Origin of the sequence: Helicobacter pullorum NCTC 12824 (assembly GCF_017979475.1) — a bacterium.
GTDB lineage: Bacteria > Campylobacterota > Campylobacteria > Campylobacterales > Helicobacteraceae > Helicobacter_D > Helicobacter_D pullorum.
The window spans coordinates 14,673-38,123 of sequence record NZ_JAERIT010000001.1; the positions used below are offsets into that span (position 1 = coordinate 14,673).

Sequence of the window (23,451 nt, forward strand, 5' to 3'; positions counted from 1 at the left end):
CCTTTAAAATCTATACCCTAAGCCTACTAATCCAATATGGTATCTTTCATCAAAAAATCCAATATCATCACTCACATTGCTATAAAGATAAGTAGCAAAAGCATACACGCCCTTATATCCAAAAATATTGTGTCTAGAGATTCCCAACTTTGCTTTCCAAATATCACTTTCCCTAGTTTTATCAAAGATAATATTCTTAGAATCATAGCTTCTATTGCCATAAACTAACCCAAAATTTGCAAAAGTTTCATTATCCAAAATAGGCAAATTTCCATCTATCTTAATCCCAAAACCATCGTAACTTTCTGCGCTACCATCGGCATTTTTCATATCATAGTATGCACCAATTTCTATACCATAATATTTAAATCCTACCTCAAATTCATGTATATCTCCCTCTCTACGCAAAGATTGCTCCAAATTTTCTTTATCATAGTTATCTTGTGCATAGACATAGCGACCAAAAACATCTAATTTTTCATTAAAATGATAAGTTTGCTCTATTTTAAGCCCATATTGATTCCTATCAACTACCTCTCTATCGCCGATTTGGTAAGGATTTGCATAGGCTTCTTGACGCAAAGAGCTAATAAAAGCAATATCACTCTTATTATTCCCATAATTCAATCCATATCCGACACTAAGACCACTAACATCTCGTCCATTATAGTTTTTTAGATACACCTCATCATCGCTCAATAACCCCTTATAAGAAAGCTCAATCCCAAGAAACGGAATAGCCTCTGTGGAGTTATTTTTATCATTCAAACTATTAAGGCGATTCTCATCTAATGAGGGATCAATATTGCTCTCTCCCTTTTTAAATCCGCCACCCAAACTAATATTTCCGCTAAATCCAGATTCTGCTGCTAATACAAGACTTCCGCACATCGCCAAAGTTAATGCTATTTTTATCATTTAAAACCTTTTTTATAATCTTTTAAAAGGCTGAATTGTAGCAATTTTCGCTTAATATCCACTGATTAATTTTGATTTAAGAAAAAAGAGACTACCATTCCAAAGTTTAAATATATGAATATATATTCATATATGATTAATATTTCACCAAAATAACGGAGTAAAAAATGGCAGAATTTGATGAAAAACGCTCTAAAACTCTTGAAGAGATTCTCAAAAAACTTCCCAAAGAAGAGTTGCTGTATGAATTAGCAGAGCTTTTTAAGATTTTTGGAGATTCTTCACGAATCCGCATTCTCTCGCTACTGCAAAAAGAAAAGCTTTGCGTGAGTGAAATCTCCACTCTTCTCAATCTCTCACAATCAGCCATCTCACACCAACTTAGAATCCTGCGACAAGCAAGACTTGTGCGATACAAAAAAATAGGCAAAGAAGTGTTTTATGAACTTGATGATGACCATATCGAAAAGATTTTCGAGCAAGGTTTAGAGCATATCCAAGAAATGTAAAGGAATCTTATGGCAAATTGTTGCAGCACTTGTTCAAATGGACAAAACAACACACAAACTCCCACAAATGAGAAATTAACTCAAGGGATTTTTTATCTTAGCATCATTATTTATCTTTTTGCACTCACAGAAGATTTTGAAATTTTTGGCAAGCATTTAGAAACCTTTATGCTTAATAGCCTCTATCTCTTTTGCTACTTTGTTTTGGGCTATGAAATCCTAAAAGAAGCCCTTGTTGGATTTTATAAAAAAGAATTTTTTAATGAGAATAGCTTAATGGCTCTAGCTAGCGTTGGAGCTTGGGCTATTGGAGAAGGTGCTGAAGCGGTTGCTATTTTGCTTTTTTATCGCATTGGTGAAGCCTTAGAATCCCTTATTGTTGAAAAATCAAAAAAATCTATCCGCACGCTTGCCTCTATCAAAATAGAACAAGCCCACTTATTAAAGGGAGACAAAACAGAAAATATTGACCCAAAAACTATCCAAAAAGATGATATTTTGGTGATTTTTGCTGGAGAAAGAATCCCTGCTGATGGGATTGTAATAAAGGGAGAAGGAAGTATAGATAATTCTGCACTCAATGGAGAATCAATCCCACAAAATGTAAAAGTTGGCGATTCTTTGCTCTCTGGTGGAATCAACCTTGATGGAATCTTGCACCTAAAGGCAACCAAAAGCTACGAAAACTCCGCTTTTAGCAAAATTATCAAACTCATTGAAGAGGGCAATGCACAAAAAAGCAAAAGCGAGGAATTTATCACCAAATTTGCCCGTTACTACACGCCCATTGTAACGCTACTTGCCATTAGTGTTGTGATTTTTCCAACACTTTATTTTTGGGCTATGGGAGCAGATTTTGTAGAATCTTTTAAAACTTGGCTTTATAGAGGAATTATCTTTTTGGTAGTTTCTTGTCCTTGTGCGCTTGTAATCTCTATCCCGCTGACTTTTTTTGCAGCACTAGGCAGAGCATCAAAAGAAGGCATATTAATCAAAGGTTCAAGCTACATTGAATCTCTAAAAGACGCAAATGCCATTATATTTGACAAAACAGGCACTCTCACCAAAGGCGAATTAATCATAAAAGAAATTAATGCTTATAAAAATTATGATAAAGATTTTATATTAAAAATAGCAAAATCATTAGAATCTCATTCTAATCACCCTATTGCAAAAGCTATTATCCAGCAAACCAATGAGCAAAATTTGCAAAAACTCCATTTAGAAAATCTCAAAGAAAGTGCTGGTGGTGGAATTAGTGCGACTTTTGAAAACAAAACCATTGCTTTAGGAAATGCACGCTTCATTGAATCTATTACCCAAAAACCCATCCAAGAAGATTCTATTGCAAAATGTCAAATTTTCATTGCTTTTGATGGTGAAATAATCGGAAATATCATCTTAGAGGACGCAATCAAAGAGGAAGCAAAAGAAGTTATAAACACTCTAAAAAAAGAGCATTTAGAAGAACTTTATATTCTAAGTGGGGACAAAAAGTCAGTAGTGGAGCAAGTTGCAAACACCATTGGCATTACTCACTTTTTTGCAGAGCTTATGCCAAAGGACAAAGTAACTCACTTAAAAGAAATTTTGGCTTCACAAAAAGCACAGAGAAAAAAGGTGATTTTTGTGGGCGATGGTATCAATGATGCTCCATCACTTGCCCTTTGTGATATTGGAATTGCTATGGGAAAAGCCGGAAGCGATGTTGCTTTGGAAGGTGCGGATATTGTAATTATGAATGATGATTTAAATAAAATCCCAAAGGTTTTGCAAATAGCCAAAAAAACTCGTGCGATTTTGTGGCAGAATATCATTTTTGCACTAGGGGTGAAAGCGGGAATTATGATACTTGGAGCTTTTGGGGCTACAAATCTCTGGATTGCACTCTTTGGCGATGTGGGAGTAGCAATTTTAGCCTTGCTAAATGCCATTAGGGCTATTAGATAAGCAAACTCTATAGCCTAGAATAAGCCCTGCAATACAAAGAAGGCTTTACTAAAAAAGGCTATGAAAATCTATGCTTTGCAACCCTATTGATAAAATCTTAAATTTTAGATAATGGCATTCTAAAAATAATCTTGATAGTTATACTCCAAACACACCTTTGGGATAGCAAAAACAAAATAAATCAATCAATCACAAATTGATTATCTCAACAATTTTATTGTAATATACCACCAAAAATATCAAATATAAGGAAAATTATAATGATACCCAAAAGATTTTATCGTTTAGTTTTTGCAGGGATAATGTCCCTTTTTATGAGCTTTATTATGTCTGGAATCATCACTTTTTTAAACCTAGGATTTATTCCTTCTTTCTTTGCACAATGGCTTTTAGAGGCTTTTCCAAAAGCTTGGGTAGCTGCATTTCCTATCGTGTTTTTTGTCGCCCCTCGTGCTGCAAAACTCGCAGAATCTTTGATGAAAAAATAGCATATTCTCACACCTCCATTCCCCTCCCTTTTGCCCTTTTATTAAAATTTACTTAAGAAACTTCTGCTACAATTCCACTCCTAAAAATCACAAGGGAATCTTAATGCGATATAGAATTTTTATTAAACCGATAAAAACGCTTAAAGCCTTTAAGCTTCTTTTTAATATTATGGCTCTACAAACTCTTTATTAATCTGCAATTTACTTAAATCACTTATACAATCAAACTAAAATTTACATTAACTTTAAGGAAAACTATGAAACTAGGCTGGTTTTGTGTCATTTTGGGCGGGATTTTGGAGATTTTTTGGGTAAGTGGGCTTAAATATTCCACAAGCCTTTTGGCTTATATAATTACTGGAATCCTTGTGTTTTGCTCATTTAGCTTGATGATTATAGCAACTAAAAAAATCGAGGTTAGTATTGCTTATGCGGTATTTGTAGGGATAGGTGCTGCTGGTGTGGCGTTGAGCGAAATTGTAGTTTTTGGTGCTTCTACAAGCCCTTTGCAACTCACATTTATTGCGCTTTTAATCCTTAGCGTGATTGGACTAAAACTTGCAAGCAAAGAAAACGACAAACAAGAGCTAAAAGTCATTCAAGAATTTTCTCACGATTTGGGTATTGATACGATTGCCCAAAAACTTGAAACACTAGAATCCACGCAAACAAAAAAGGATAGCAAATGAGCTGGATATACTTAATATTAGCTGGAATTATGGAAATCTTTGGCGTAATATGTATGAAAAAATTTGCTCTTAGCAACCAAAAAATCTACTTACTTGGAAGTGCGGCATTATTTGTATTAAGCTTAAGCTTGCTTTCTTTGGCATTACGCGAGATTCCTATGGGAATTGGCTATGCGATTTGGACAGGTATTGGAACAGCTGGGGGCGTGCTAGTAGGCATTTTCATCTACAAAGAATCAAAATCCTTTTGGAAGCTTTTCTTTGTTGCCTCTATCGTGGTATGCAGTGTCGGCTTAAAGGCGTTAAATTAATCCACAAGGGGCTTTTGTGCCCCTATTTTTGATTGATATGCTTCAAAACAGGATCATCTTTAAAAACAGCAAGAATATTCATACCCATAGGAAAAATTTCATAGCCAAGAGGCTTAATCAAATCAAAAATTTCTTGTTGCGGGCTTTTTAGGACTTCAATTAATAAAATAGGCTTATACTTTTTAAGTGTTTTCATAGCTCCATTTAGCACTTCTACTTCCATTCTTTCCACATCAATTTTTACAAAATCTACCCGCTCTAATTCCAAAGAATCAATGCTCATTAAGGGAACTTTTTGCGTTTTTTGATAATCGATATTTTGCCCTATAAATTCATTATTTATGTTTGCTTTTAACTCCAAACTTCCAAAAGAAGCAGGCTTAGTATAATCCACTTGAGGAATATCCAAAAAGCCCCCCCCCCCCGCTTGTTAGAAGGATTACCCAAAGCAGCAAAAATTGCCTTAACATTAAAACAATTATTAATTGCGATATTTCCTGCTAGAGCATAATAGATTCTCTCTTGTGCCTCAAAAGCAATTACACGCCCAAAATGCGTCATAGCAATGCCCCAAGTTACGCTATGGGCTCCAATATTTGCACCACAATCCAAAGCAACCACGCCATCACCAAAATATTGCCGCCTAAGATTCAATAAGGCAACCACACTCTCCACTTCATAAAAATCAAAAGAACCTGTTTGCAAAAACTGGTAACCTACTCCATAGGCACCATTAGGAGTTTCACATTTATCCAAATGATTCACAATCATTGTTCCAATATTTGTTGAAGCGAGGATAAAAGGCAAAGGTCTTTGAATATGTATCATAAAAACTCCTTTAGGAAATAATTAAGAATTTTAATGCTAAAAACCTTAAATAATTACTATGTTACTGATTCATACAAAATATTCAATCCATAAATAAATTTTGTTAAAGCAAGGAATATAATAAAAAACTAAATAAAAAATTAGTATAATGGTATTGAAAAATTTTTAAAGGAGTTTTTTAATGAAAAAGTTATTATTAACTTTATCTGTAATTGCTGGTCTTTTAAGCAATGCTTTTGCTATTGATTTAATTTCTGTGGCTACTAATGGAAAATCTAGTGAAAATTCTTTAGGTGTTAAAACACTCAATAATCAAGAGATGAGTGAGATTGTAGGTGGGGCTTATATAAGCAGTACAGAAAAAGTTGCTTATCAGTATGGCGTTAAGAATAATTCTGGTGCTAAGATTTCATATACTGCTTATTATAATTTAATAGAGGAGGTAAGCAATGAGCTTCTTCCATTAAATGTTGATGATGGTAGCGGAAAGTATAAACCTGTTGTTCAAGCTACATTAAACTACTCTACTAATAAAGTTAATATTTCAATTATTGGTATGAATCAATATAACCCTGTCTATACGCGTCCAGCAGATAGAAATTATGCAAATCAATTGCTATCAAAATATAAAAGTAAAATTGCGGATAGAATCAATAATAGAATTAGAAACGATGCTGTTAAATATTGGTAAATAAGGAACACCTTTTGCTTACTTTTTCTTAATTTTTTTATAATTTTTAGAAAAGGTAGGCAAATGGCTAGTATATCAAATTCTTTTTATTCTAACTATTTAAATATTTATAGCAGTCCAAACTCCGCTAATTCTACAAGCTATAAAGAGATACAAGAATCAAATACACAGATAGAAACTCAAAGTGATGAGGAAATATTAAGTAAAGTTCAAAAGAATGTCGGATTCTTTACGGCAACTTTTATGCAATCTATTTGTGATACTGATATTGAAAAATCATTAAACAAAAATAAAAGTGGATTTTCTAGTTATATGACAATAGATACACAAGATTTGCACTTTCATGGTCAAGTACTAAATAAGGTTAATGATTATTCTGGACAAAAAATTACTCAACAAGAAATGCAAGAAGCACAAGATTTCCTAAATAAGCAAATGGATAATCTAATGCTAAAATTCTATAAGGCTAATCCTGAAATAGTAGAGGATACACTAAAGGGAGATTTTATCTTTTATTCTGAAGGTGGCTTAAATAGAACAATGAATGTTGATGATATAGAAATATCAAGAGACTATCCAGAGCTAAAATATGATAAAAAGGTTTCTGCTATTTTATTTGCTTATGGGGCTAGAATAGAAGCAGATAGAACAAATAATGAATATGAAAAGTTTCTCAATAAAGCAAAAGAATATCTTGGTAATACTGAAAAATTAGATGAAATTGATGAAAAAATATTGTGGGAAATAGAAAGTGGATTATTTGAGTATAATGCAAGCAAAATTGCTGCGACAGGGTATGAATTATTTTCTGCTCTTTCAAATATGTTATCCCCCATAGAGCAAGAAAAAATTACAGATTCCATTGCTAAAGTTATAGGGTTTTACTCACAATCAAATTCAATAGAAATCAATGGCATTAAAGTATCTTGGGAACCGCAAAATACAAATTATTCTGTAAATGATATATACTCCCTTCACAATAAAATTGGATTAATGAGTTTTAAAGTAGATTATCCGCAATCAAACAACCTTACAAGCCCTCATAACAATCTCTTAACCTCTCTTGCCTCTAACTTTGATACTACCCAAAGTATTTTTGATATACTCAATCAAAAAGAAAAACTAGAAAAGGAAAATCAAGACTTGAAAAACAAACAAGCAATAGAAGCATATAGTTATGGCAATGGATATTCTAGCACTTTAACTTCTAAAACTTCTAAAGAAATAGATAGTTTCATTAATCAAATGATCAAGGAAGCAAAAGCATAATGCAAAAAATGCTCTTATTGCGCATTTTTTTGCTTGTTTTTATAGCAAACTTTGCTTTTGCTTTTAGTGTTAAATCTCTACAAGAACTCCACAATCAAAATGTTATAAGACAGCAATATGAGGAATCTTGTGGGGCTTCTGCTTTAGCTACTTTACTTAATTTCTTTGAATTTAGACAATATAGCGAACAAGATATACTTGCTTTTTTAAATCAAAAAACCGATATGTTAAGCTTCAAAGAATTGCAAGAAGTGGCAAATACTCTAGGTTATGCAACTAAAGGCTTTCAACTCCAAAGAGAAATATTAGAGCAAACTTCTTATCCTTTGCTTGTAAGAATAGAAAATGACCCTAGATTCCCTCATTTTGTTGTGATTATCAATCACAAAGGCGATTTTATTCAAGTTTTTGACCCTAATTTTGGACAATATAAAGCAACCAAAAAAGAGTTTTATTCTGTATGGGATAGGAATCATACAGGCGGATTTGCTCTTGTAATTGCTAAAAATGAAAACTCCAAACCTATGATAAAAGATTTAGAATTTCCTAACGAAGCATTTTTCAAATGAAATAGATTTTCTATGAATAGAGTTTGGTTGATTGGGGGCAAAGACTCTATTTTATATCTTTACCATCTTTATCCTTTTATTATTTTTTTTAAGAGGTTATCTCTTTGGGTTTTTGTATAAGAGTTAGTGATTGCATTTATTCCATAAGCCTCTATTGCTTGTTTGTTTTTCAAGTCTTGATTTTCCTTTTCTAATTTTTCTTTTTGATTGAGTATATCAAAAATACTTTGGGTAGTGTCAAAGTTAGAGGCAAGAGAGGTTAAGAGATTGTTAGAAAGATTATTTTGATTGTTAGAAATAGTATAATTTTTGCCATCAAAATAATCACTTTCCCACGAAATAACAAAATCCCCTAATTGAAAATATTTATCCAAATATCCACCTTGATGATAAAGGTATCTTTGGGATATTTGTAGATTTTCTGAAATTTTATTTTTACTTTCTTGTGGAATCAATTCATATAAATCCGCTAATGCAAAAAAATCACTAAGGCAATCCGCCTCACTTGTCGTATATGTTTTATAAAATGCTAAAGATATGTCCATTTCTTTGGCAGTATCATAGTCCATATTACTATTGATTTGTTGCATTAAACTAATGGCGTGTTGTGTTGTTTTGGGGACTTCTTTATCATTCTTGATAAACCATTGTGCATAATGCAACAAACCTTGAAACTCCTTACTACTTTCCCCTTTGTTTTCATAAGCATTATTTAGAATATTTTTCATTTCTTGAGATAATATATTTTTTGAATCTTCAAAATTCTGTTCTGTGGGCAAAGGGACATTTTCTAATAAATATTGTTTTAAGTCCATAAATTCCAAGAATGCTGTATTAGTATCTGTATGTAAAGCGAAAAGTTCATCAGTAAAATCATGCTTTTGTGGCTCTATCAGTAAAATATCTTCCATTTCCTGTATTTTATCGTTTGTGTTTGTATTTATTGTTTCTTGAGTATTAGAAGTTTTATTAGAATTACTATATAGGCTCGTGTAAGCACCCATATAATTGTTGTAGGTATTAGATATACTAGCCATTTGCCTACCTTTTCTAAAAATTATAAAATAATTAAGAAAAAGTAAGCAAAAGGTGTTCCAAGTGGAGATTTTAACCACTCACTTGCTATCTAAAATATTTAATATTAACTTTATCTGCATTTATTTGAGAGTTTATCAAATTATTAAAATTATCTATTTTAGATTTTATAAAGTCACCATTAGTTAAAACCCTCATTCTCGTGGTATCATTTTGATTAACTGCCACAATAGTAGTCGTAATCTTATTTGTTTGAAAATTGTAAGTTGTTTGAACGGCTGCTATTTCATTAGACAATAAGTTTAGATAAACTTTATCCATATAATTATCCGGAGTAATTTGATAATATGCAGTATAATAAATATTGCGTCCTGAATTATCTACAACTCCATATTGCTTAAAAAATTGTGTTTTAAAGTCATACCGCCCACAATCTCACTCATCTCTTGATTATTGAGTGTTTTAATACCTAAAGAATTTTCATTAGATTTTCCATTAGTAGCTACAGAAATTAAATCAATAGCAAAAGCATTGCTTAAAAGACCAGCAATTACAGATAAAGTTAGTAATAGCTTTTTCATTTTAAATCCTTTCTTATGAAATATTGGTTTTTATTGCAACATATATAAGTTATAAGTCAATAGGGATTTAAAAAAATAAAATATGGAATTGTTTTTGCTATAACATTAAGTTTTAAATTTTACAAAAAGGATTTTTATGTTGAGAAAGATTGCATTTTTGATTTTTTTTGCACTTTTAAGCATTAGTTGTTTTGCTTCTGACCCCATTACTTTGGATTCGCTTTTTAAAAAACAAATTGGCTTAAGAAGTATTACAAGCGTAAGTTATCTAAGTAGCGGTAATGCCTACATTTACAATATGTATCCCACACTTGTGGCACAGCCTGACACAAAAACTTGGACAGATACAAAACAAGTCTCTATTAGTCAAACTTTTATTTACACTCTTACACCTAAATTTGATATTCTTGTAGCTGGTAATGGAAGCTATAAACAAAATGAATATGTAAGCAATTTTGGTTTTTCTTTTGAAAGCGAGAGAAGTTTTGATTTTGATTCTTTATGGATTGGTGGAATTTATACAGGAGATACTATCGGAGGTATTTTTGTCCCACAAGTTACCTTACAAGGTGGAGTTATTCAAAGAGAGGAGCATTTCGATGAAGCAAAAAACTTTATTTTCAAATCTTTTTCCGCTCAATTTGCACTCAAAAATTATTCCGACCCTGTTATCTCATCGCTTTATATTGGCGGTGTTTATAATATGGATAGAAACTTTAACTATGGGAAATTAGAATATGGCAATAGCTTTTATTTTGGGTTTGATATGTCCATTATTTTAAGTCCTAAAATCTCTTTAGATGTGGGATTAGAACAAAGATATCAAAGTGGCTCTAAATTTGAAGGGCGAAAAACTTCTAATTCTTATTCTATCCCTACATTTTCTTTGGGGGCTACTTATAGTTTAAATTCTGATACTGCTATTTCTGTATCTGGCACAGCTGGGGGAAGCTCATCGGCTCCTGATAGTGTTTTTACAATTAGTTTATGGAAAAAATTTTAATCATAGATGAGGATTTTTCCTTATCTTCGCTGCATGCTGCTCAATAATTTTCAAAAATCATCTAAATGCTTTGTATCACATAATTTTACATAGAACTTGTTGAATTAGAATCTGCATTTACCGGGATATTTTGGGGATTATTCTGCATATTTGTTTGTATGATTTCTTGCGTTTCAAAAGGAGGTCCCTTTTGGATAATCTGCGTAAGGCTTGCTGCTTTTTGCGGATCCATTTTTGCCAAAATTTTACTGACAACCTTAGTATCAAGCGAAAACAAAATTCTTGCTGCCTCTGATTCTGGTAGATTCTCCAAAATCGCTGCGGATTTAGAATCTTTCATACTCGCATAAGTTGCACCCAATTTGCTTTGTGTGACGTCTTTAATCTCTTTGAGAATCTCTTCGTTTTTTTTCAAGAGCGCTTGAATATTAGCCTCTTTTTGTTCTATTGCTTTTTTTTCTTCATTCAATGCAGCTTCTCTTTTTTTCAAATCTGCATCTTTTTGATCTAAAACACTTTGCGTTGCTTGCTGCAAAGCCTGTAAAGCTTGTTGTTGTTCATCAATTTTTTCAATTTCTTTCAAAATCTCTTGTTTTCTCTGTTCAAAAATAATATTACAATCAACAATCTGCCTCTCTTGTGCAAACAATAAAAAACCCGAAAAACAAAAGCTCAAAAATAATATTTTTTTCATTATTGTTCCTTGTGATGGTTGGCATAAAGCATTACAGAAATTTCATCTAAATCCTTGCTTTCTTGTCTTCTAATTTTATCCAAAATCTTTTTAACCTCTAGCCCATCTAAATATTTTGCTTTTTCATATTCAACATTTTGCATTTTAAAATATTCTTGCAATTCCTGTTTTTGTTTTTTTAATAACGCCAATTCTCCCATTTTAAAATCAATGGTTTCTCGGTATTCATTTTTGTGATGGACAAAAGTCAAAAAAGCTTGATAAACGCCATTTTTTGGCTCCTCTAATGTCGCAAATTCTCGGATTAGAGCGTCTATTTCAGCTTGTTTATCTATAATCTTTTGTGCGTTTTTTTGGAGCATTAATTCTGCTTCATCAACCTTTTTTTTACGCAATACCACAAGTTGAGTGAATTTTGTTTTCATGCCCTAAAAATCGTATCATTCCTATCAGGGCTTGTCGAAATCATCGTAAATTTCACTCCAATGAACTTTTCTAATTCCAAAATATACTCTTGTGCTTCTTTGGGCAACGCATCAAATTCCCTAATTCCAGCTGTTTTATCCCAGCCTTTGAAAGTCTTATAAATAGGGCATATTCCCTCAAAATCAAAAGGGAAAGATTCCAAAACATTGCCATTTTTATCTTGATATTGCACGCACACTTTTACCTCATCAAAACCATCTAGCACATCTAATTTCATCATTGCCAAAGCATTGACTCCATTTAATCGACAAGCATACTTGACTGCCACTGCATCAAGCCAACCACATCTTCTAGCGCGTCCGGTAGTTACCCCAAACTCTCCACCTTTTTGACGCAAAGTCTCACCAATTTCGCCCTCTTCCTCTGTCACAAAAGGTCCATTCCCTACCCTTGTGCAATATGCTTTGGTAATCCCAATCACATCCCCCAATTCTCTAGGGGAGATTCCTGTCCCGCTACACGCCCCTGAAGCTGTGGTAGTAGAGCTAGTAACAAAAGGATAGGTTCCATGGTCAATATCCAACATACTCCCTTGCGCACCCTCACAAAGGATCTTCTCCCCTCTATCCATAGCCTTCCATAGCATATCTGTTGTATTAGCTATAAAGGGCAAAAGTGCTTGCGCATAAGAATCAAGCGTGGCTTTCAATGCTTCTTTGGTTGGAATCTCTCCACCAAGATTAATAATATCCTTCTCCTCCATAAGCTCTAATATTTTTTCACACAATGATTGCGTATCTCTCAAATCACCGACCCTAAAACCTTTTCTTGCGATTTTATCAGTATAAGCTGGTCCTATTCCCTTGCCTGTCGTTCCGATGGCTTTTTTAGCCCTCTTTTCGCTTAATTTGTCCAAAAACTCATGATAAGGCAAAATCAAATGAGCTTTTGTGCTAATAAATAGCCTCCCTTCCAACTCTGAAAATTGCTGCATTTCTTCAATCAATGCACTAGGGCTAATCACCACCCCATTACCAATGATATTTTTACACTTAGGATACAAAATCCCTGAAGGAATCAAATGCAAAGCGTATTTTTTTCCTTCTACGACAATTGTATGTCCGGCATTATGCCCACCTTGATAACGCACAACATAATCATAATTTTGCGCCAATAAATCAACCATTTTACCTTTGCCTTCATCTCCCCACTGAATCCCAACAATCAAATCTGCTTTTGTATTCATTTGCCCTCCTTCATTAAATGCAAAATTATAGCATCTGTATAAAATCCAAAACCACAAGCTTTCTGCTCTAAAATTTCATATTCACCGCCCAAAATCATCGTTTGATTCTCCAAAAAAAACCTAAAAAGCATACCACTATAATAAGACATAGGCGAATAAAAAAACGGCGCTAGAATCTTGTTTTGATAATTAATTTGCTTTGCCAAATCCAATAATTTTTCTAGCTCTTCTTGCAAACATTTTGGAGATTTTTCAAGCACCGCCTTAAGGGATTGCTCATCTTGCACTTCCAAAAGTTCTGACAAAAAAGCATTTGCACTCTGGATAGTCCCAACCTCATTTTTCTCAAACACTTCCAAAGGGATTCCAAATTCTTTAGCACAAATCTTTGGAATCTTCACATTAGAAAGCTGCAAAAGAGGCTTGATTTGAATCTCACACAAAACACTCAAAGACATTTCAATAAAAGGCAAAATATCGCGTTCTTCTAGATTCTCTGCACCAATTTGATGAATCTCTTTGGTTGGATAAACAAAAATGGGCTGGATATAAAACCACTTCTTTTTGATAGCGTTTTCTTTGAGATGTGGTGCCAAAAGCCTAATTGCATCAATTGTAGAATCATTACGCAAGGCAATTTGATGATTAGAGGGATTGCTTATCCTCACAAACTCTCTGCTTTGCGTATCTCTTTGATGTTGCAAATAAGTAAATGAAGGGGTAAGTATTTCTTCATAACCATTTTCATAAAATGTTTTGCTTACCAAATTTTCAAAATCTCTTTTAATTTTTGCACTTTTTCCAAAATAAAGCTTTGAATCCTGTGGTATTTCGTGGCTTAAAATCAAAATATTAATCCTTGAAAAATTCTCTAAAGATTGCATTATAGCATAAGTTTAATATTAGACTTATCAAAAATCTATTATCAAAATCAACAAGAATCTTAACTTTTTGTGCTAGAATCTAATTTGAAAGATAAAATACAAAATATAGAAAGGGGAAGAAATGGCTTTTAAAATCAACACACAAGCAACACTCAATCCGCCCACTCCATCAAAACCAAAGCCACAAGAATCTACTCCTCCCCAAACTCCAACTTCTATGCCCAACACACAAACTCCGACAAAATCTCCGATAGGAAACTTATCCTCCACACTTCCGCCAAGCTCAAATAGTGCTTTTAGCTCGCTTTTCCTCTCCCAAAAAGAATGGCTAGACAAAGAATTTGGAATCAATGAAGAAACTTTTGGAGAAATCCAAGATCTCTTAGAAGAGAGCAGGCAAGAACGCTATTTGGCGGATTTTTTGTGGAATTTTAAAAAAATTTAAAACATTTTATAGAAATAATTTTTCAAAAAATTGTTATCCAAAATGGTATAATTCTAGCTTTATGCAAAAGGCATCTTTATGAAAAAACAATTAAATATCGGTATCATCGGCTTGGGCGTCGTTGGGAGCAGTGTAGCAAGAATCCTAAAAAACAATCAAGAACTAATTGCTGCTAGAGCTGGTTGCAATATTATTATCAAAAAAGGCGTGGTGAGAAATATTTCCAAAGTAAGAGATATTTTTGATTTTCCTATCACTAATGAAGTAGAAAGCATTTTAGAAGACCCTGAAATTGATATTGTTGTAGAACTTGCTGGAGGCATTAAAGAGCCATTTGAAATTGCAAAAAAGGCGCTCTATAATTCCAAAGCCTTTATTACTGCCAACAAAGCAATGCTTGCCTATCATCGCTATGATTTACAAAAAATTGCCGGGGATTTGCCTATTGGCTTTGAAGCAAGCGTTGCAGGTGGAATACCTATCATCAAGGCTTTGCGTGATGGACTTGGAGCAAATCACATTTTAAGCATTTGTGGAATTATCAATGGGACTTGTAATTATATTTTAACCCAAATGAAAGAATGCGGCGTGAGCTTTGAAGAAGCACTAAAGGAAGCCCAAAAACTTGGCTATGCAGAAAGTGATCCTAGTTTTGATATTGGTGGTTTTGATGCAGCACACAAACTCTTAATTCTAGCAAGTATTGCCTATGGGATTGACGCAAAGCCCGAAGATATTTTGATAGAGGGCATTACTGACATCACACAAGAAGACATTGAATTTGCCAAAGAATTTGGCTACAACCTCAAACTTTTGGGAATTGCAAAAAAAGACAAAGAAAGTGTAGAATTGCGAATCCACCCAACTTTTTTACCCCAACAAGCAATGATTGGCAAAGTAGATGGTGTAATGAATGCTATTAGCGTGGTAGGTGATAGTGTAGGCGAAACACTTTTCTATGGAGCTGGGGCTGGCGGAGATGCGACAGCAAGTGCAGTGATTTCTGATATTATTGAGATTGCTCGCACCAAAAGTTCTCCAATGCTAGGCTTTAAAACCTCCATTGAAAAAAACCTCAAACTAAAGCCAATAGCTGAGATTCAAAGTGCGTATTATCTGCGAATCATTGTGCTTGACAAACCGGGAGTTTTAGCTCAAATTACGACGATTCTGGGAGAAGAGGAAATTTCTATTGATACTTTTTTACAACGCAAATCCAACAACAAAAACTGCTCTGTATTGCTGCTTTCTACTCATATTTGCACAGAATCCAAAATCCAAACTGCACTGGAGAAAATCAACAATCTTGAAATCACACAAGAAAAACCCATAATGATACGAATTGAAAAAAACTAAGATGAAAAACACAACGCAAAAGGGCAAAGAGGCTGAAACTTTTGCGTGTGAATTTCTTGTGCAAAATGGTTTTGGAATTATCCAACGCAATTACTTCACGCCTTTTGGTGAGATTGATATTATTGCCAAAAAAGACAAAATACTTCACTTTATTGAAGTCAAAAGCGGTATTGGATTTGAACCGGTTTTTAACATCACAAAAACAAAACTAGAGAGAATTATCAAAAGTGTAGAAATGTATTTAAAGCTTGAGGGCAGCAAAGATTCTTATTGTTTAAGTGCATTGATACTCTCCAAACAAAACACTCAAGATTCTACTTTCAATGTGCAATGGCTAGAGAATCTTACGCTTTTTTCTTAAACTTAACGATTGTCAATTTTTTCTGGATATAAGTCATGATTTAAAAGCCTATATCGTGCCATTTCCTCATATTTTGTATTTGGGATTCCATAATTTACATAAGGATCAATACTAATTCCACCTCTTGGGGTAAATTTCCCCCAAACCTCAATGTATCTAGGCTCCATTAGCTCCACTAAATCATTCAAAATTGTATTGACACAATCCTCATGGAAGCCGCCATGATTTCTAAAGCTAAACAAATAAAGTTTCAAAGATTTAGATTCTACCATTTTGATATTTGGAATATAAGAAATATAAATTGTCGCAAAATCTGGTTGCCCTGTGATAGGGCAAAGACTTGTGAATTCTGGACAATTAAACTTCACAAAATAATCCCGATTAGAATGCTTGTTTTCAAAAGTTTCTAATAACTTTTTATTGTAGTCAAAAGTATATTCTATCTGCTTTCCTAGCTGTTTTAGTTCCATATTTATCCTTATTTATAGCCAGATTTTGGCTCTTTAAAATTCACTTGCTTTGGTTTTATGCTATTTCTAGGCTCTATTTTGATATTTCTATATCAACAATCAAGCCTTCCATTTCGCCCCTCTGTGTATAAATCGCCATTGCTCCCAAACCTTTACTTTTTAGTGGAGTTTGGATAGTCCTTATTCTGCTAATGAGATAATCTCATTTACTTTTTGCAACGCCTTTTGCAATATTTATCCTATCTCCCCTTCAAAACCTTCTTGATTCTCTTTTAGTTATAAGTTTCAATTAGGCTAAAAGCACTACGCCAAGCCCTTTGATTGATTTTGCAAAATCATCGCTTCAAATATAGATATGCTGTATTTTGCCTGATTTACAACAATACTCCAAAGGGCAAAGATTGCTAGAATCACCAAAGCCAAAAGCCCTAGTGATTCTAAAATCCTAAAAAAATGGAAGTTTGATTATCCCGCTAATCACAAAAGCATTAATCAAATCAATAAAAAACGCTCCCACCAAAGGCACAACAATAAACGCCATATGGCTTGGTCCATAATGTTGAGTTACTGTTTGCATATTTACCATTGCTGTTGGTGTTGCCCCAAGTCCAAACCCACAATGCCCTGCTGCCAAAACTGCCGCATCATAATCTTTGCCACAGAATCTAAAGGTAACAAAAATTGCATAAAAAATCATAATAATCACTTGAATAAGCAAAATAATCACCATCGGCAAAGCCAAAGAAACAAGCTCCACAAGGTTAATTGCCATCAACGAAAAAGCAAGGAATAATGAAAGCGAAACATTCCCTAAAACTGCCACTTCTCTATCAAAAACTTGATGGATTTTCGTCGCTTGCAAAATATTTCTCAAAATTGCACCCACAAGCAAACACCACACAAATGTAGGCATCGTAAAAGAAGAGCCTTGAAAGAGTTTAGCAACCATTGTCCCTATTAGCAATGAAATCGCAATCAGCGCCAAAGATTCTATAAAAGAAGTTGCCGTGATTAAACGCTCCTTTTCTGGCTTTTCAAATGCCACCTCTGTATCATCTTGCAAATGTGCATTAGGAAGCTTTAGTTTGTATTTTTTTACCAAATAATGTGCCACAGGTCCGCCGATAATACCTCCTGCAATCAAACCAAAAGTTGCACACGCCATAGCCACTTCCATTGCCGCTGTGAAATTATAAGGTGCTTCCTTGAAAACATCTGCCCAAGCAGCTCCTGTCCCATGCCCTCCACTCATAGTAATAGAACCGCCCAAAAGCCCTATAAGCGGATTTACACCCATGATTTTAGCGGCTATGATTCCAGCGATATTTTGCAAAATCAAAAGCCCTGTTACAATAAACAAAAATCCAAATAAAATCTTTCCACCCTTTTTGAAAGAAGCAAAATCTGCACTTAGCCCAATACTTGCATAAAAAGCGAGCATTAAAGGATCTTTTAGTGAGTTATCAAATTGAAACTTGATTCCTCCCCATTTCAAAAGACAAAAGATTACAATTGCTGCAATAATCCCGCCTACAACCGGCTCTGGAATATTATAATCTTTTAAAAAATTACTACGAGATATTATCCATCTTCCAAGCAACAAAACTCCGACCAAAGCCGTTAAAGTTGCATAAAAATTTAATGAAATTTCCATAATAATCCTTTACCTTATAAAATAAAACTATCCTTAATATTTTATTATAAAAATTATTATACCTCTATAAATTAATAAAAATTTAACTTTTTTAAACTCTGGATATTACTCTTTTACACTCTAAATTGCTCCAAAATCTCTTTTAAGCTATCTATCACAAAACAAACCTGCTCTTGTGTGATGATATAAGGAGGCATAAAATAAATAGTATTCCCAAGAGGTCTTAGCAACAAGCCCTTTTTTAGCCCTGCATTAAACACTTCTAGCCCTTTTCTTTGCCCTTCAAACCCTACCAAATCAAAGGCAAAAACCATACCGCAATGCCTAAGATTCTTCACAAAAGCAAATTCCCCTAAAATCTGCATTTTCTTCCAAATAAATTCTGATAGAATCTTGTTTTTCTCACACACATTTTCTGTTTCAAAAATATCCAAAACCGCATTTGCACAAGCACAAGCAAGGGCATTTCCCGTATAAGAATGAGAATGCAAAAACGATTTATTTTCATAATAGGGCGCATAAAAAAGCTGATAAATTTCCTCTTTGGTTACCACCACTGATAAGGGCAAATAACCCCCTGTAATCCCCTTGCTTAAGCACAAGAAATCTGGCACTACTCCGCATTGCTGATAAGCAAACATACTCCCACTTCGCCCAAACCCCACTGCAATTTCATCAAAAATCACATAGATTCCATTCTCTTGACAAACTTTCGTTGCCTCTTTGACAAACTCACTAGAATACATATTCATATTTCCCGCACATTGTATCAAAGGCTCTAGCACAAAAGCTGCAATTTCATCTTTTTTTGATGCGATAATTTTCTTTAACTCTTGCAAAGATTCTTCGATGTCTTCTCCACAAGGGGCTTTAACCTTTAGAGTTTCAAGCAAGATTGGTTGATAAACTTCTGTATAAATCCCCACATCTCCCACGCTCAAAGCCCCTATTGTCTCGCCATGGTAAGCATTTTCTAAACACAAAAATTTATTTTTCTTTTTGCCCTTTATCACATTAGCATGGAATGCCATTTTCAACGCCACTTCAATCGCACTAGAACCATTATCGGCATAAAAGCATTTACAAAGCCTAGAATCCAAAAGCCCCACCAAACGCTTGGATAACTCTACAATGGGCTTATGCGTAAAACCTGCAAAAATAATATGCTCTAGGCTCTCTAATTGCTCTTTTAGTTTTTGATTGATATAAGGATTACAATGCCCAAAGAGATTCACCCACCAGCTAGAAACACAATCGATATACTTCTTATTGTCAAAATCATAGAGATAAATGCCTTTTGCGGATTTTATGGGAATTAGAGGAATGTTTTTTTCATGATCTTGCATTTGTGTGCAAGGGTGCCAAATGTATTTTAAATCTTGTTGTATGAGGGTTTGTAAGTCCATAAAAAACCTTTAGAATTTTTTGGTATTTTACCGCAAAATCTAAAGGTTTATTGAAGTTTTAGGGGGAATAAATTTTAATATGCTTTAGGGAAGCACTTCCATTCAATTTCTTTTGCAGTAAGTTGCCCATCTTTTGGCAATCCTGTTGCTGGGTCGATTGCTTGAGTGTTGTTTGCATTATAAGCATTATAACCACCATAAGGCACTGCTTCTACTTTAACATATTTTCCGGGAGTTAAATCTTTAAAGCTTCCATACACATCTTGTCCGAACGCTCCACAATCATCACCTTTGATTTCTGTATAAGGCAAAACTTTAATAACAAGTTGTCCGCCCGGTCCTGCTAATGTGATAGTTTTATCTTTGTCATTCACTGCTGAAATTTGCCCTTGCACATCAAAATCATAATCTGCCATCGCTGCTGTAGAAAATAATGCCGCCAAACTTAAAGCTCCGAGTAATTTTAAAGTTTTCATATTTGCTCCTTTAAGCATTTTAATTTTAGATTCCAGTTTCCCTTCATCTGTGAGTAGAATTATAAAACCCATTTATCAAGAAAGTGTGAAGATATTGCCAAATTTATATCAAGAGCATTTATTCTTAGAAATTACTTTTTTTCTAGCAAATAATCAATCTTATAAATGAAATCTTCTGTCCCTTTTAAATTCTGAGATGATACCATATATTTACCATTGACAATAAAACTCGGCACACCTTGTATATTAGCATATTCAATCAAGTTTTGCCACTTTTGCAACATTTCTTTAGCTTCTTTGGTTTCTAAAATCTTTTGATATTCCACTTCATCAATGCCTATGATCTCTAATCCTTTGCTAGCAAAATCTTGTGGATTCTTCCAATTTCTCTTTTCTTTGTGAATAGCATCAAAATAATAATTTAAGACTTTCTTATAAAGGGCATTTGGTGATTTTGTGCTAGTTTTATTTTGCTTATCTTTACTTAGGGCAACTACCAAAATTTTAGACATTTCTTGATGAATCTCTATGGGTGCTGCAATATGATAGGGTAGAAACTCTACATTTTCTGGCAAAAACTCCAAAAGGTTTGGCAAAAAATTTTCGTTATAATAAGCACAATGAGGGCAACCGATATTGTAGATTTCAAGCACTGTGTTATCCATATTTGCAATTGGCTTATCCAAAAGAATATAATCTTTCCCTTCTTGTAATCCATTTGCAACTAATTGCGTAACCACTAAACAAAATCCTATCAAACAAAGTTTTAAAAATTTCATTACATTTTCTCCTTAGAAATCAAATCAACAAAAATAAATTGGTGTTCTTTGGGAATTGCATCAAAAATTGCCAAAGCAAGATTCCTAATCTCCCAAAGCGCACTTTTAGAGCTTCTTAGGTGCAAAAAGTTTTGCAAATTTCTTGCATTAATGCTCCAAGTAAGCTCTGTTTTGTAAGATTCTGGCATTGCAAATTTTGCCAAATCATTACTGATATTTTCTTGCAAAAGCAATCTTAGATTCTCTAATGCTCTAATAGACGCCTCATTGACTAACCTATTTTCAGTAAAAACCAAAAATTCTTCAGCTCTTTTGAGGTTTTTTTCATCAAGAGGCAAAAAACTCTCTGTGTTTTTTAGCTCTTTTAGTGTATAGCGACTACTCTTGACACTTAAAGAAGCTATACGATGTCTAGCTAATTCTTGCAAACAAGCCCTTGAAATACCCTGAATATAAAAAGTATAATTAAGATGTTCTAGGGTTGAGGCGTGTTTATATTTATTGCCCACTCTATCGATGAGTTCTTTATCTTTTTCTCCGCCATTATCGCCCTTTTCAAAACTCTGCCAACAAGTCCTAATGGCATGAGAACAAATCTTTAAATCTGTATAATGTAGTAGTGTAATTTGCATAAACCCTAAAACCCCTTATTTTTGTAATTTTAATCGCTGTGCGTGTGTAATGGCTATGGCTATGGCATCCGTGATATCCAAAGGCTTAATCTCGCCTTTGATTCCCAAAAGCCGCTTTACCATAAAAGCCACCTGCTCTTTTTGCGCTTTTCCATTTCCGGTTAAAGCCTTCTTGACTTGCAAAGGCGTGTATTCTGTAAAATTTCCTAATTCTTGGAGAATCTTCAAACTCAAAGCCCCTCGAAATTGTGCCAGTTTTATCACAGTTTTAGGATTATACGCATAAAAAATATCCTCTATTGCCACAGAATCAATTTTATGGCTTTTTAGCACCAAATCGATTCCTTCTACAAATTCTAAAATTTGATATTGCAATATCCTCTCATGAATCTTTATCAAACCTGCCTCTAGCAACTTTAGTGAATTATTTTCAATTTGCACAATTGCATAGCCACAATTCCGACTTCCCGGATCAATCCCCAAAATATTCATATCAATCTTTATTATAAAATTTAAAGCCTTAAATAGCCTTATTGTCTTGCTTCTTAGTTTTCTTTTATCTCTTTGCCTTCCCGGCGATGATAAACCTTAGGGCATTAAGCTTAATAAATCCTGCAGCGTCTTTTTGGTTATAGACAGAATCTTCCTCAAAAGTGCTGTATGCGGCATTAAAGAGGGAGTTTTTAGATTCTCTACCTAGCACGGTTACATTGCCTTTATACAGCTCTAGTCGCACATTCCCGCTTACTTTCTCTTGTGTCTTATCGATTAACGCCTGCAATGCCTCTCGCTCTGGGCTAAACCAATAGCCATTATAGATAAGCTCGGCATACTTTGGCATTAGAGAATCTTTGAGATGTGCCTCTTCTCTATCAAGGCATAAAGATTCTATCGCACGATGGGCTTTGAGGTAGATTGTCCCACCGGGTGTCTCATAGCAGCCGCGTGATTTCATACCCACATAGCGATTTTCCACCAAATCTAAGCGTCCGATACCATTTGCCCCGCCTAGCTCATTGAGTTTAGCCCAAAATGCCGCTGGGCTTAGATTCTCTCCATTTATCGCTACGCCATCGCCCTTTTCAAAAGTGATAGTGATGATAGTGGGTGTATCGGGGGCATTCTTAGGACTCACACTCCACCGCCACATATCCTCTTCTGGTGCGACATTTGGATCCTCTAAAATCTGCCCTTCATAGCTGATATGTAGGAGGTTTGCGTCCATTGAATAGGGGGATTTGTTTTGCTTTTTTTCTATCGCGATACCTGCAGATTCTGCATAAGATAGAAGTTTTTCACGGCTATTTAGCTCCCATTCCCTCCAAGGGGCGATGACTTTTATATCTGGATTGAGTGCATACGCCCCGATTTCAAAGCGCACTTGATCATTACCCTTGCCTGTCGCACCATGTGCGATAGCGTCCGCTCCCACTTCTTTAGCGATTTCTACAAGTCTCTTAGCGATTAATGGACGCGCGATACTTGTGCCTAGCAGGTATTCACCCTCATAAATGGTGTTTGCCCGAAACATAGGGAATACAAAATCGCGTATAAACTCCTCGCGTAAATCCTCGATAAAGATATTTTGAGGCTTTATGCCAAGCTTGAGGGCTTTTTCTCGTGCAGGCTCGACCTCCTCGCCCTGCCCAATATCTGCGGTGAAGGTAACCACCTCACACCCATAAGTATCCCCAAGCCATTTTAAAATCACGCTCGTATCAAGCCCACCACTATAAGCTAACACGACTTTTTTGATGTTTTTTGTGTTTTCTTGAGACATT

Annotated in this window: 29 protein-coding genes; 12 read left to right on the forward strand and 17 right to left on the reverse strand. The window is 34.4% G+C overall.

Features of this window, described 5'->3' with window-relative positions:
- Nucleotides 1-3 precede the first annotated feature (3 nt).
- Nucleotides 4-918 carry a DUF2860 family protein gene (locus JJQ98_RS00080; protein WP_054198024.1) on the reverse strand — a complete coding sequence of 305 codons (915 nt, stop codon included), beginning with the start codon at nucleotides 916-918 and terminating at the stop codon, nucleotides 4-6.
- 167 nt (nucleotides 919-1,085) lie between these two features.
- Between JJQ98_RS00080 and JJQ98_RS00085 the strand changes: the two genes are divergently transcribed.
- The 5 genes from JJQ98_RS00085 (at nucleotide 1,086) to JJQ98_RS00105 (ending at nucleotide 4,865) form a co-directional block, all read left to right on the forward strand.
- The gene (locus JJQ98_RS00085; RefSeq protein WP_065827031.1) at nucleotides 1,086-1,427 is read left to right on the forward strand and encodes an ArsR/SmtB family transcription factor; all 342 of its coding nucleotides are present in this window, start codon (nucleotides 1,086-1,088) and stop codon (nucleotides 1,425-1,427) included.
- 9 nt (nucleotides 1,428-1,436) lie between these two features.
- Nucleotides 1,437-3,377: a heavy metal translocating P-type ATPase gene (locus tag JJQ98_RS00090; RefSeq protein ID WP_151104942.1), complete on the forward strand. Its 1,941-nt coding sequence runs from the start codon at nucleotides 1,437-1,439 to the stop codon at nucleotides 3,375-3,377.
- Nucleotides 3,378-3,637: 260 nt separating this feature from the next.
- The gene (locus JJQ98_RS00095; protein WP_005021778.1) at nucleotides 3,638-3,865 is read left to right on the forward strand and encodes a DUF2798 domain-containing protein; all 228 of its coding nucleotides are present in this window, start codon (nucleotides 3,638-3,640) and stop codon (nucleotides 3,863-3,865) included.
- 257 nt (nucleotides 3,866-4,122) lie between these two features.
- A complete protein-coding gene (locus JJQ98_RS00100; protein ID WP_005021777.1) occupies nucleotides 4,123-4,554 on the forward strand; it encodes a DMT family transporter in 432 nt (143 codons plus the stop codon).
- On the forward strand, nucleotides 4,551-4,865 hold the full coding sequence (locus JJQ98_RS00105; protein WP_005021776.1) for a DMT family transporter: 315 nt from the start codon (nucleotides 4,551-4,553) through the stop codon (nucleotides 4,863-4,865). The genes JJQ98_RS00100 and JJQ98_RS00105 overlap by 4 nt, the downstream gene beginning before the upstream one ends.
- Nucleotides 4,866-4,887: 22 nt before the next feature.
- On the opposite strand, the gene JJQ98_RS00110 is transcribed toward JJQ98_RS00105, so the two are convergent.
- Both JJQ98_RS00110 and JJQ98_RS08870 read right to left on the reverse strand, forming a co-directional pair.
- Entirely contained in the window at nucleotides 4,888-5,274 is a 387-nt protein-coding gene (locus JJQ98_RS00110) for an FkbM family methyltransferase (RefSeq protein ID WP_077246999.1), read from the reverse strand.
- On the reverse strand, nucleotides 5,217-5,693 hold the full coding sequence (locus tag JJQ98_RS08870) for an FkbM family methyltransferase (protein ID WP_281728916.1): 477 nt from the start codon (nucleotides 5,691-5,693) through the stop codon (nucleotides 5,217-5,219). The genes JJQ98_RS00110 and JJQ98_RS08870 overlap by 58 nt, the downstream gene beginning before the upstream one ends.
- A gap of 181 nt (nucleotides 5,694-5,874) precedes the next feature.
- Between JJQ98_RS08870 and JJQ98_RS00115 the strand changes: the two genes are divergently transcribed.
- From JJQ98_RS00115 to JJQ98_RS00125, 3 genes are all read left to right on the forward strand, one after another.
- Nucleotides 5,875-6,384 carry a hypothetical protein gene (locus tag JJQ98_RS00115; RefSeq protein WP_060661402.1) on the forward strand — a complete coding sequence of 170 codons (510 nt, stop codon included), beginning with the start codon at nucleotides 5,875-5,877 and terminating at the stop codon, nucleotides 6,382-6,384.
- Between the two features lie 63 nt (nucleotides 6,385-6,447).
- Nucleotides 6,448-7,653 (forward strand): hypothetical protein, encoded by a 1,206-nt coding sequence (locus JJQ98_RS00120; protein ID WP_115057226.1) that lies wholly within the window; start codon nucleotides 6,448-6,450, stop codon nucleotides 7,651-7,653.
- A complete protein-coding gene (locus tag JJQ98_RS00125) occupies nucleotides 7,653-8,222 on the forward strand; it encodes a C39 family peptidase (protein WP_151104943.1) in 570 nt (189 codons plus the stop codon). The genes JJQ98_RS00120 and JJQ98_RS00125 overlap by 1 nt, the downstream gene beginning before the upstream one ends.
- A 68-nt stretch (nucleotides 8,223-8,290) precedes the next feature.
- Here JJQ98_RS00125 and JJQ98_RS00130 read toward each other — a convergent pair whose 3' ends face one another.
- The gene (locus tag JJQ98_RS00130) at nucleotides 8,291-9,259 is read right to left on the reverse strand and encodes a hypothetical protein (RefSeq protein ID WP_054198019.1); all 969 of its coding nucleotides are present in this window, start codon (nucleotides 9,257-9,259) and stop codon (nucleotides 8,291-8,293) included.
- Between the two features lie 378 nt (nucleotides 9,260-9,637).
- Complete coding sequence (locus JJQ98_RS00135; protein WP_151104944.1) at nucleotides 9,638-9,838, reverse strand: bacteriocin; 201 nt, start codon at nucleotides 9,836-9,838, stop codon at nucleotides 9,638-9,640.
- A gap of 139 nt (nucleotides 9,839-9,977) precedes the next feature.
- Between JJQ98_RS00135 and JJQ98_RS00140 the strand changes: the two genes are divergently transcribed.
- A complete protein-coding gene (locus tag JJQ98_RS00140) occupies nucleotides 9,978-10,841 on the forward strand; it encodes a hypothetical protein (RefSeq protein WP_247596640.1) in 864 nt (287 codons plus the stop codon).
- Nucleotides 10,842-10,926: 85 nt separating this feature from the next.
- Here the strand turns inward: JJQ98_RS00140 and JJQ98_RS00145 are convergent, their stop codons facing one another.
- From JJQ98_RS00145 to JJQ98_RS00160, 4 genes are read right to left on the reverse strand one after another with little or no spacing between them, the layout of a single operon-like run.
- A complete protein-coding gene (locus JJQ98_RS00145) occupies nucleotides 10,927-11,535 on the reverse strand; it encodes a MotE family protein (protein ID WP_151104946.1) in 609 nt (202 codons plus the stop codon).
- A complete protein-coding gene (locus JJQ98_RS00150; RefSeq protein ID WP_005021770.1) occupies nucleotides 11,535-11,960 on the reverse strand; it encodes a flagellar export protein FliJ in 426 nt (141 codons plus the stop codon). The genes JJQ98_RS00145 and JJQ98_RS00150 overlap by 1 nt, the downstream gene beginning before the upstream one ends.
- Nucleotides 11,957-13,207 (reverse strand): adenylosuccinate synthase, encoded by a 1,251-nt coding sequence (locus tag JJQ98_RS00155; protein WP_065826602.1) that lies wholly within the window; start codon nucleotides 13,205-13,207, stop codon nucleotides 11,957-11,959. Before JJQ98_RS00155 ends, JJQ98_RS00150 begins: the two co-directional genes overlap by 4 nt.
- Nucleotides 13,204-14,055, reverse strand: coding sequence for an ATP phosphoribosyltransferase regulatory subunit (locus JJQ98_RS00160; RefSeq protein ID WP_244907942.1), 852 nt, complete (start codon nucleotides 14,053-14,055; stop codon nucleotides 13,204-13,206). The genes JJQ98_RS00155 and JJQ98_RS00160 overlap by 4 nt, the downstream gene beginning before the upstream one ends.
- A gap of 157 nt (nucleotides 14,056-14,212) precedes the next feature.
- On the opposite strand from JJQ98_RS00160, the gene JJQ98_RS00165 reads away from it, so the two are divergent.
- The 3 genes from JJQ98_RS00165 to JJQ98_RS00175 all read left to right on the forward strand — a co-directional run bounded on the left by JJQ98_RS00165 (nucleotide 14,213) and on the right by JJQ98_RS00175 (nucleotide 16,253).
- Nucleotides 14,213-14,536: a hypothetical protein gene (locus JJQ98_RS00165; RefSeq protein ID WP_060661397.1), complete on the forward strand. Its 324-nt coding sequence runs from the start codon at nucleotides 14,213-14,215 to the stop codon at nucleotides 14,534-14,536.
- 78 nt (nucleotides 14,537-14,614) lie between these two features.
- A complete protein-coding gene (locus tag JJQ98_RS00170) occupies nucleotides 14,615-15,892 on the forward strand; it encodes a homoserine dehydrogenase (RefSeq protein WP_054194861.1) in 1,278 nt (425 codons plus the stop codon).
- A gap of 1 nt (nucleotide 15,893) precedes the next feature.
- On the forward strand, nucleotides 15,894-16,253 hold the full coding sequence (locus tag JJQ98_RS00175) for a YraN family protein (protein WP_151105018.1): 360 nt from the start codon (nucleotides 15,894-15,896) through the stop codon (nucleotides 16,251-16,253).
- A 2-nt stretch (nucleotides 16,254-16,255) separates the two neighbouring features.
- On the opposite strand, the gene queF is transcribed toward JJQ98_RS00175, so the two are convergent.
- The 8 genes from queF to JJQ98_RS00215 all read right to left on the reverse strand — a co-directional run bounded on the left by queF (nucleotide 16,256) and on the right by JJQ98_RS00215 (nucleotide 23,450).
- Nucleotides 16,256-16,723, reverse strand: a complete 468-nt coding sequence (queF, locus tag JJQ98_RS00180) for a preQ(1) synthase (RefSeq protein WP_054198014.1) — start codon at nucleotides 16,721-16,723, stop codon at nucleotides 16,256-16,258.
- A 445-nt stretch (nucleotides 16,724-17,168) separates the two neighbouring features.
- Nucleotides 17,169-18,380: a sodium/glutamate symporter gene (gene gltS / locus JJQ98_RS00185; protein WP_172594070.1), complete on the reverse strand. Its 1,212-nt coding sequence runs from the start codon at nucleotides 18,378-18,380 to the stop codon at nucleotides 17,169-17,171.
- A gap of 110 nt (nucleotides 18,381-18,490) precedes the next feature.
- Complete coding sequence (locus JJQ98_RS00190; RefSeq protein WP_115056546.1) at nucleotides 18,491-19,783, reverse strand: adenosylmethionine--8-amino-7-oxononanoate transaminase; 1,293 nt, start codon at nucleotides 19,781-19,783, stop codon at nucleotides 18,491-18,493.
- A gap of 74 nt (nucleotides 19,784-19,857) precedes the next feature.
- A complete protein-coding gene (locus tag JJQ98_RS00195) occupies nucleotides 19,858-20,259 on the reverse strand; it encodes a DUF5666 domain-containing protein (protein ID WP_040499760.1) in 402 nt (133 codons plus the stop codon).
- A gap of 131 nt (nucleotides 20,260-20,390) precedes the next feature.
- On the reverse strand, nucleotides 20,391-21,038 hold the full coding sequence (locus JJQ98_RS00200; protein ID WP_151104947.1) for a thiol:disulfide interchange protein DsbA/DsbL: 648 nt from the start codon (nucleotides 21,036-21,038) through the stop codon (nucleotides 20,391-20,393).
- Nucleotides 21,038-21,670 carry an FAD-dependent thymidylate synthase gene (gene thyX / locus JJQ98_RS00205; RefSeq protein WP_005021755.1) on the reverse strand — a complete coding sequence of 211 codons (633 nt, stop codon included), beginning with the start codon at nucleotides 21,668-21,670 and terminating at the stop codon, nucleotides 21,038-21,040. Before thyX ends, JJQ98_RS00200 begins: the two co-directional genes overlap by 1 nt.
- Before the next feature lie 15 nt (nucleotides 21,671-21,685).
- Nucleotides 21,686-22,162 carry a crossover junction endodeoxyribonuclease RuvC gene (ruvC, locus tag JJQ98_RS00210; RefSeq protein WP_054194856.1) on the reverse strand — a complete coding sequence of 159 codons (477 nt, stop codon included), beginning with the start codon at nucleotides 22,160-22,162 and terminating at the stop codon, nucleotides 21,686-21,688.
- A gap of 64 nt (nucleotides 22,163-22,226) precedes the next feature.
- Nucleotides 22,227-23,450: an argininosuccinate synthase gene (locus JJQ98_RS00215; RefSeq protein WP_060661392.1), complete on the reverse strand. Its 1,224-nt coding sequence runs from the start codon at nucleotides 23,448-23,450 to the stop codon at nucleotides 22,227-22,229.
- Nucleotide 23,451: the final 1 nt, after the last annotated feature.

Excerpts from the sequence above, each read along its gene's own strand:
- JJQ98_RS08870 (WP_281728916.1), bottom strand. The coding sequence starts at position 5,693 with ATGATACATATTCAAAGACCTTTGCCTTTTATCCTCGCTTCAACAAAT.
- JJQ98_RS00170 (WP_054194861.1), top strand. The coding sequence starts at position 14,615 with ATGAAAAAACAATTAAATATCGGTATCATCGGCTTGGGCGTCGTTGGG.
- JJQ98_RS00150 (WP_005021770.1), bottom strand. The coding sequence starts at position 11,960 with ATGAAAACAAAATTCACTCAACTTGTGGTATTGCGTAAAAAAAAGGTT.
- JJQ98_RS00090 (WP_151104942.1), top strand. The coding sequence starts at position 1,437 with ATGGCAAATTGTTGCAGCACTTGTTCAAATGGACAAAACAACACACAA.
- JJQ98_RS00155 (WP_065826602.1), bottom strand. The coding sequence starts at position 13,207 with ATGAATACAAAAGCAGATTTGATTGTTGGGATTCAGTGGGGAGATGAA.
- JJQ98_RS00095 (WP_005021778.1), top strand. The coding sequence starts at position 3,638 with ATGATACCCAAAAGATTTTATCGTTTAGTTTTTGCAGGGATAATGTCC.
- JJQ98_RS00175 (WP_151105018.1), top strand. The coding sequence starts at position 15,894 with ATGAAAAACACAACGCAAAAGGGCAAAGAGGCTGAAACTTTTGCGTGT.
- JJQ98_RS00190 (WP_115056546.1), bottom strand. The coding sequence starts at position 19,783 with ATGGACTTACAAACCCTCATACAACAAGATTTAAAATACATTTGGCAC.
- JJQ98_RS00200 (WP_151104947.1), bottom strand. The coding sequence starts at position 21,038 with ATGAAATTTTTAAAACTTTGTTTGATAGGATTTTGTTTAGTGGTTACG.
- thyX (WP_005021755.1), bottom strand. The coding sequence starts at position 21,670 with ATGCAAATTACACTACTACATTATACAGATTTAAAGATTTGTTCTCAT.
- JJQ98_RS00120 (WP_115057226.1), top strand. The coding sequence starts at position 6,448 with ATGGCTAGTATATCAAATTCTTTTTATTCTAACTATTTAAATATTTAT.
- ruvC (WP_054194856.1), bottom strand. The coding sequence starts at position 22,162 with ATGAATATTTTGGGGATTGATCCGGGAAGTCGGAATTGTGGCTATGCA.
- JJQ98_RS00085 (WP_065827031.1), top strand. The coding sequence starts at position 1,086 with ATGGCAGAATTTGATGAAAAACGCTCTAAAACTCTTGAAGAGATTCTC.
- JJQ98_RS00105 (WP_005021776.1), top strand. The coding sequence starts at position 4,551 with ATGAGCTGGATATACTTAATATTAGCTGGAATTATGGAAATCTTTGGC.
- JJQ98_RS00100 (WP_005021777.1), top strand. The coding sequence starts at position 4,123 with ATGAAACTAGGCTGGTTTTGTGTCATTTTGGGCGGGATTTTGGAGATT.
- JJQ98_RS00195 (WP_040499760.1), bottom strand. The coding sequence starts at position 20,259 with ATGAAAACTTTAAAATTACTCGGAGCTTTAAGTTTGGCGGCATTATTT.
- JJQ98_RS00165 (WP_060661397.1), top strand. The coding sequence starts at position 14,213 with ATGGCTTTTAAAATCAACACACAAGCAACACTCAATCCGCCCACTCCA.
- JJQ98_RS00135 (WP_151104944.1), bottom strand. The coding sequence starts at position 9,838 with ATGAAAAAGCTATTACTAACTTTATCTGTAATTGCTGGTCTTTTAAGC.
- JJQ98_RS00115 (WP_060661402.1), top strand. The coding sequence starts at position 5,875 with ATGAAAAAGTTATTATTAACTTTATCTGTAATTGCTGGTCTTTTAAGC.
- JJQ98_RS00145 (WP_151104946.1), bottom strand. The coding sequence starts at position 11,535 with ATGAAAAAAATATTATTTTTGAGCTTTTGTTTTTCGGGTTTTTTATTG.
- JJQ98_RS00130 (WP_054198019.1), bottom strand. The coding sequence starts at position 9,259 with ATGGCTAGTATATCTAATACCTACAACAATTATATGGGTGCTTACACG.
- JJQ98_RS00080 (WP_054198024.1), bottom strand. The coding sequence starts at position 918 with ATGATAAAAATAGCATTAACTTTGGCGATGTGCGGAAGTCTTGTATTA.
- queF (WP_054198014.1), bottom strand. The coding sequence starts at position 16,723 with ATGGAACTAAAACAGCTAGGAAAGCAGATAGAATATACTTTTGACTAC.
- JJQ98_RS00125 (WP_151104943.1), top strand. The coding sequence starts at position 7,653 with ATGCAAAAAATGCTCTTATTGCGCATTTTTTTGCTTGTTTTTATAGCA.
- JJQ98_RS00215 (WP_060661392.1), bottom strand. The coding sequence starts at position 23,450 with ATGTCTCAAGAAAACACAAAAAACATCAAAAAAGTCGTGTTAGCTTAT.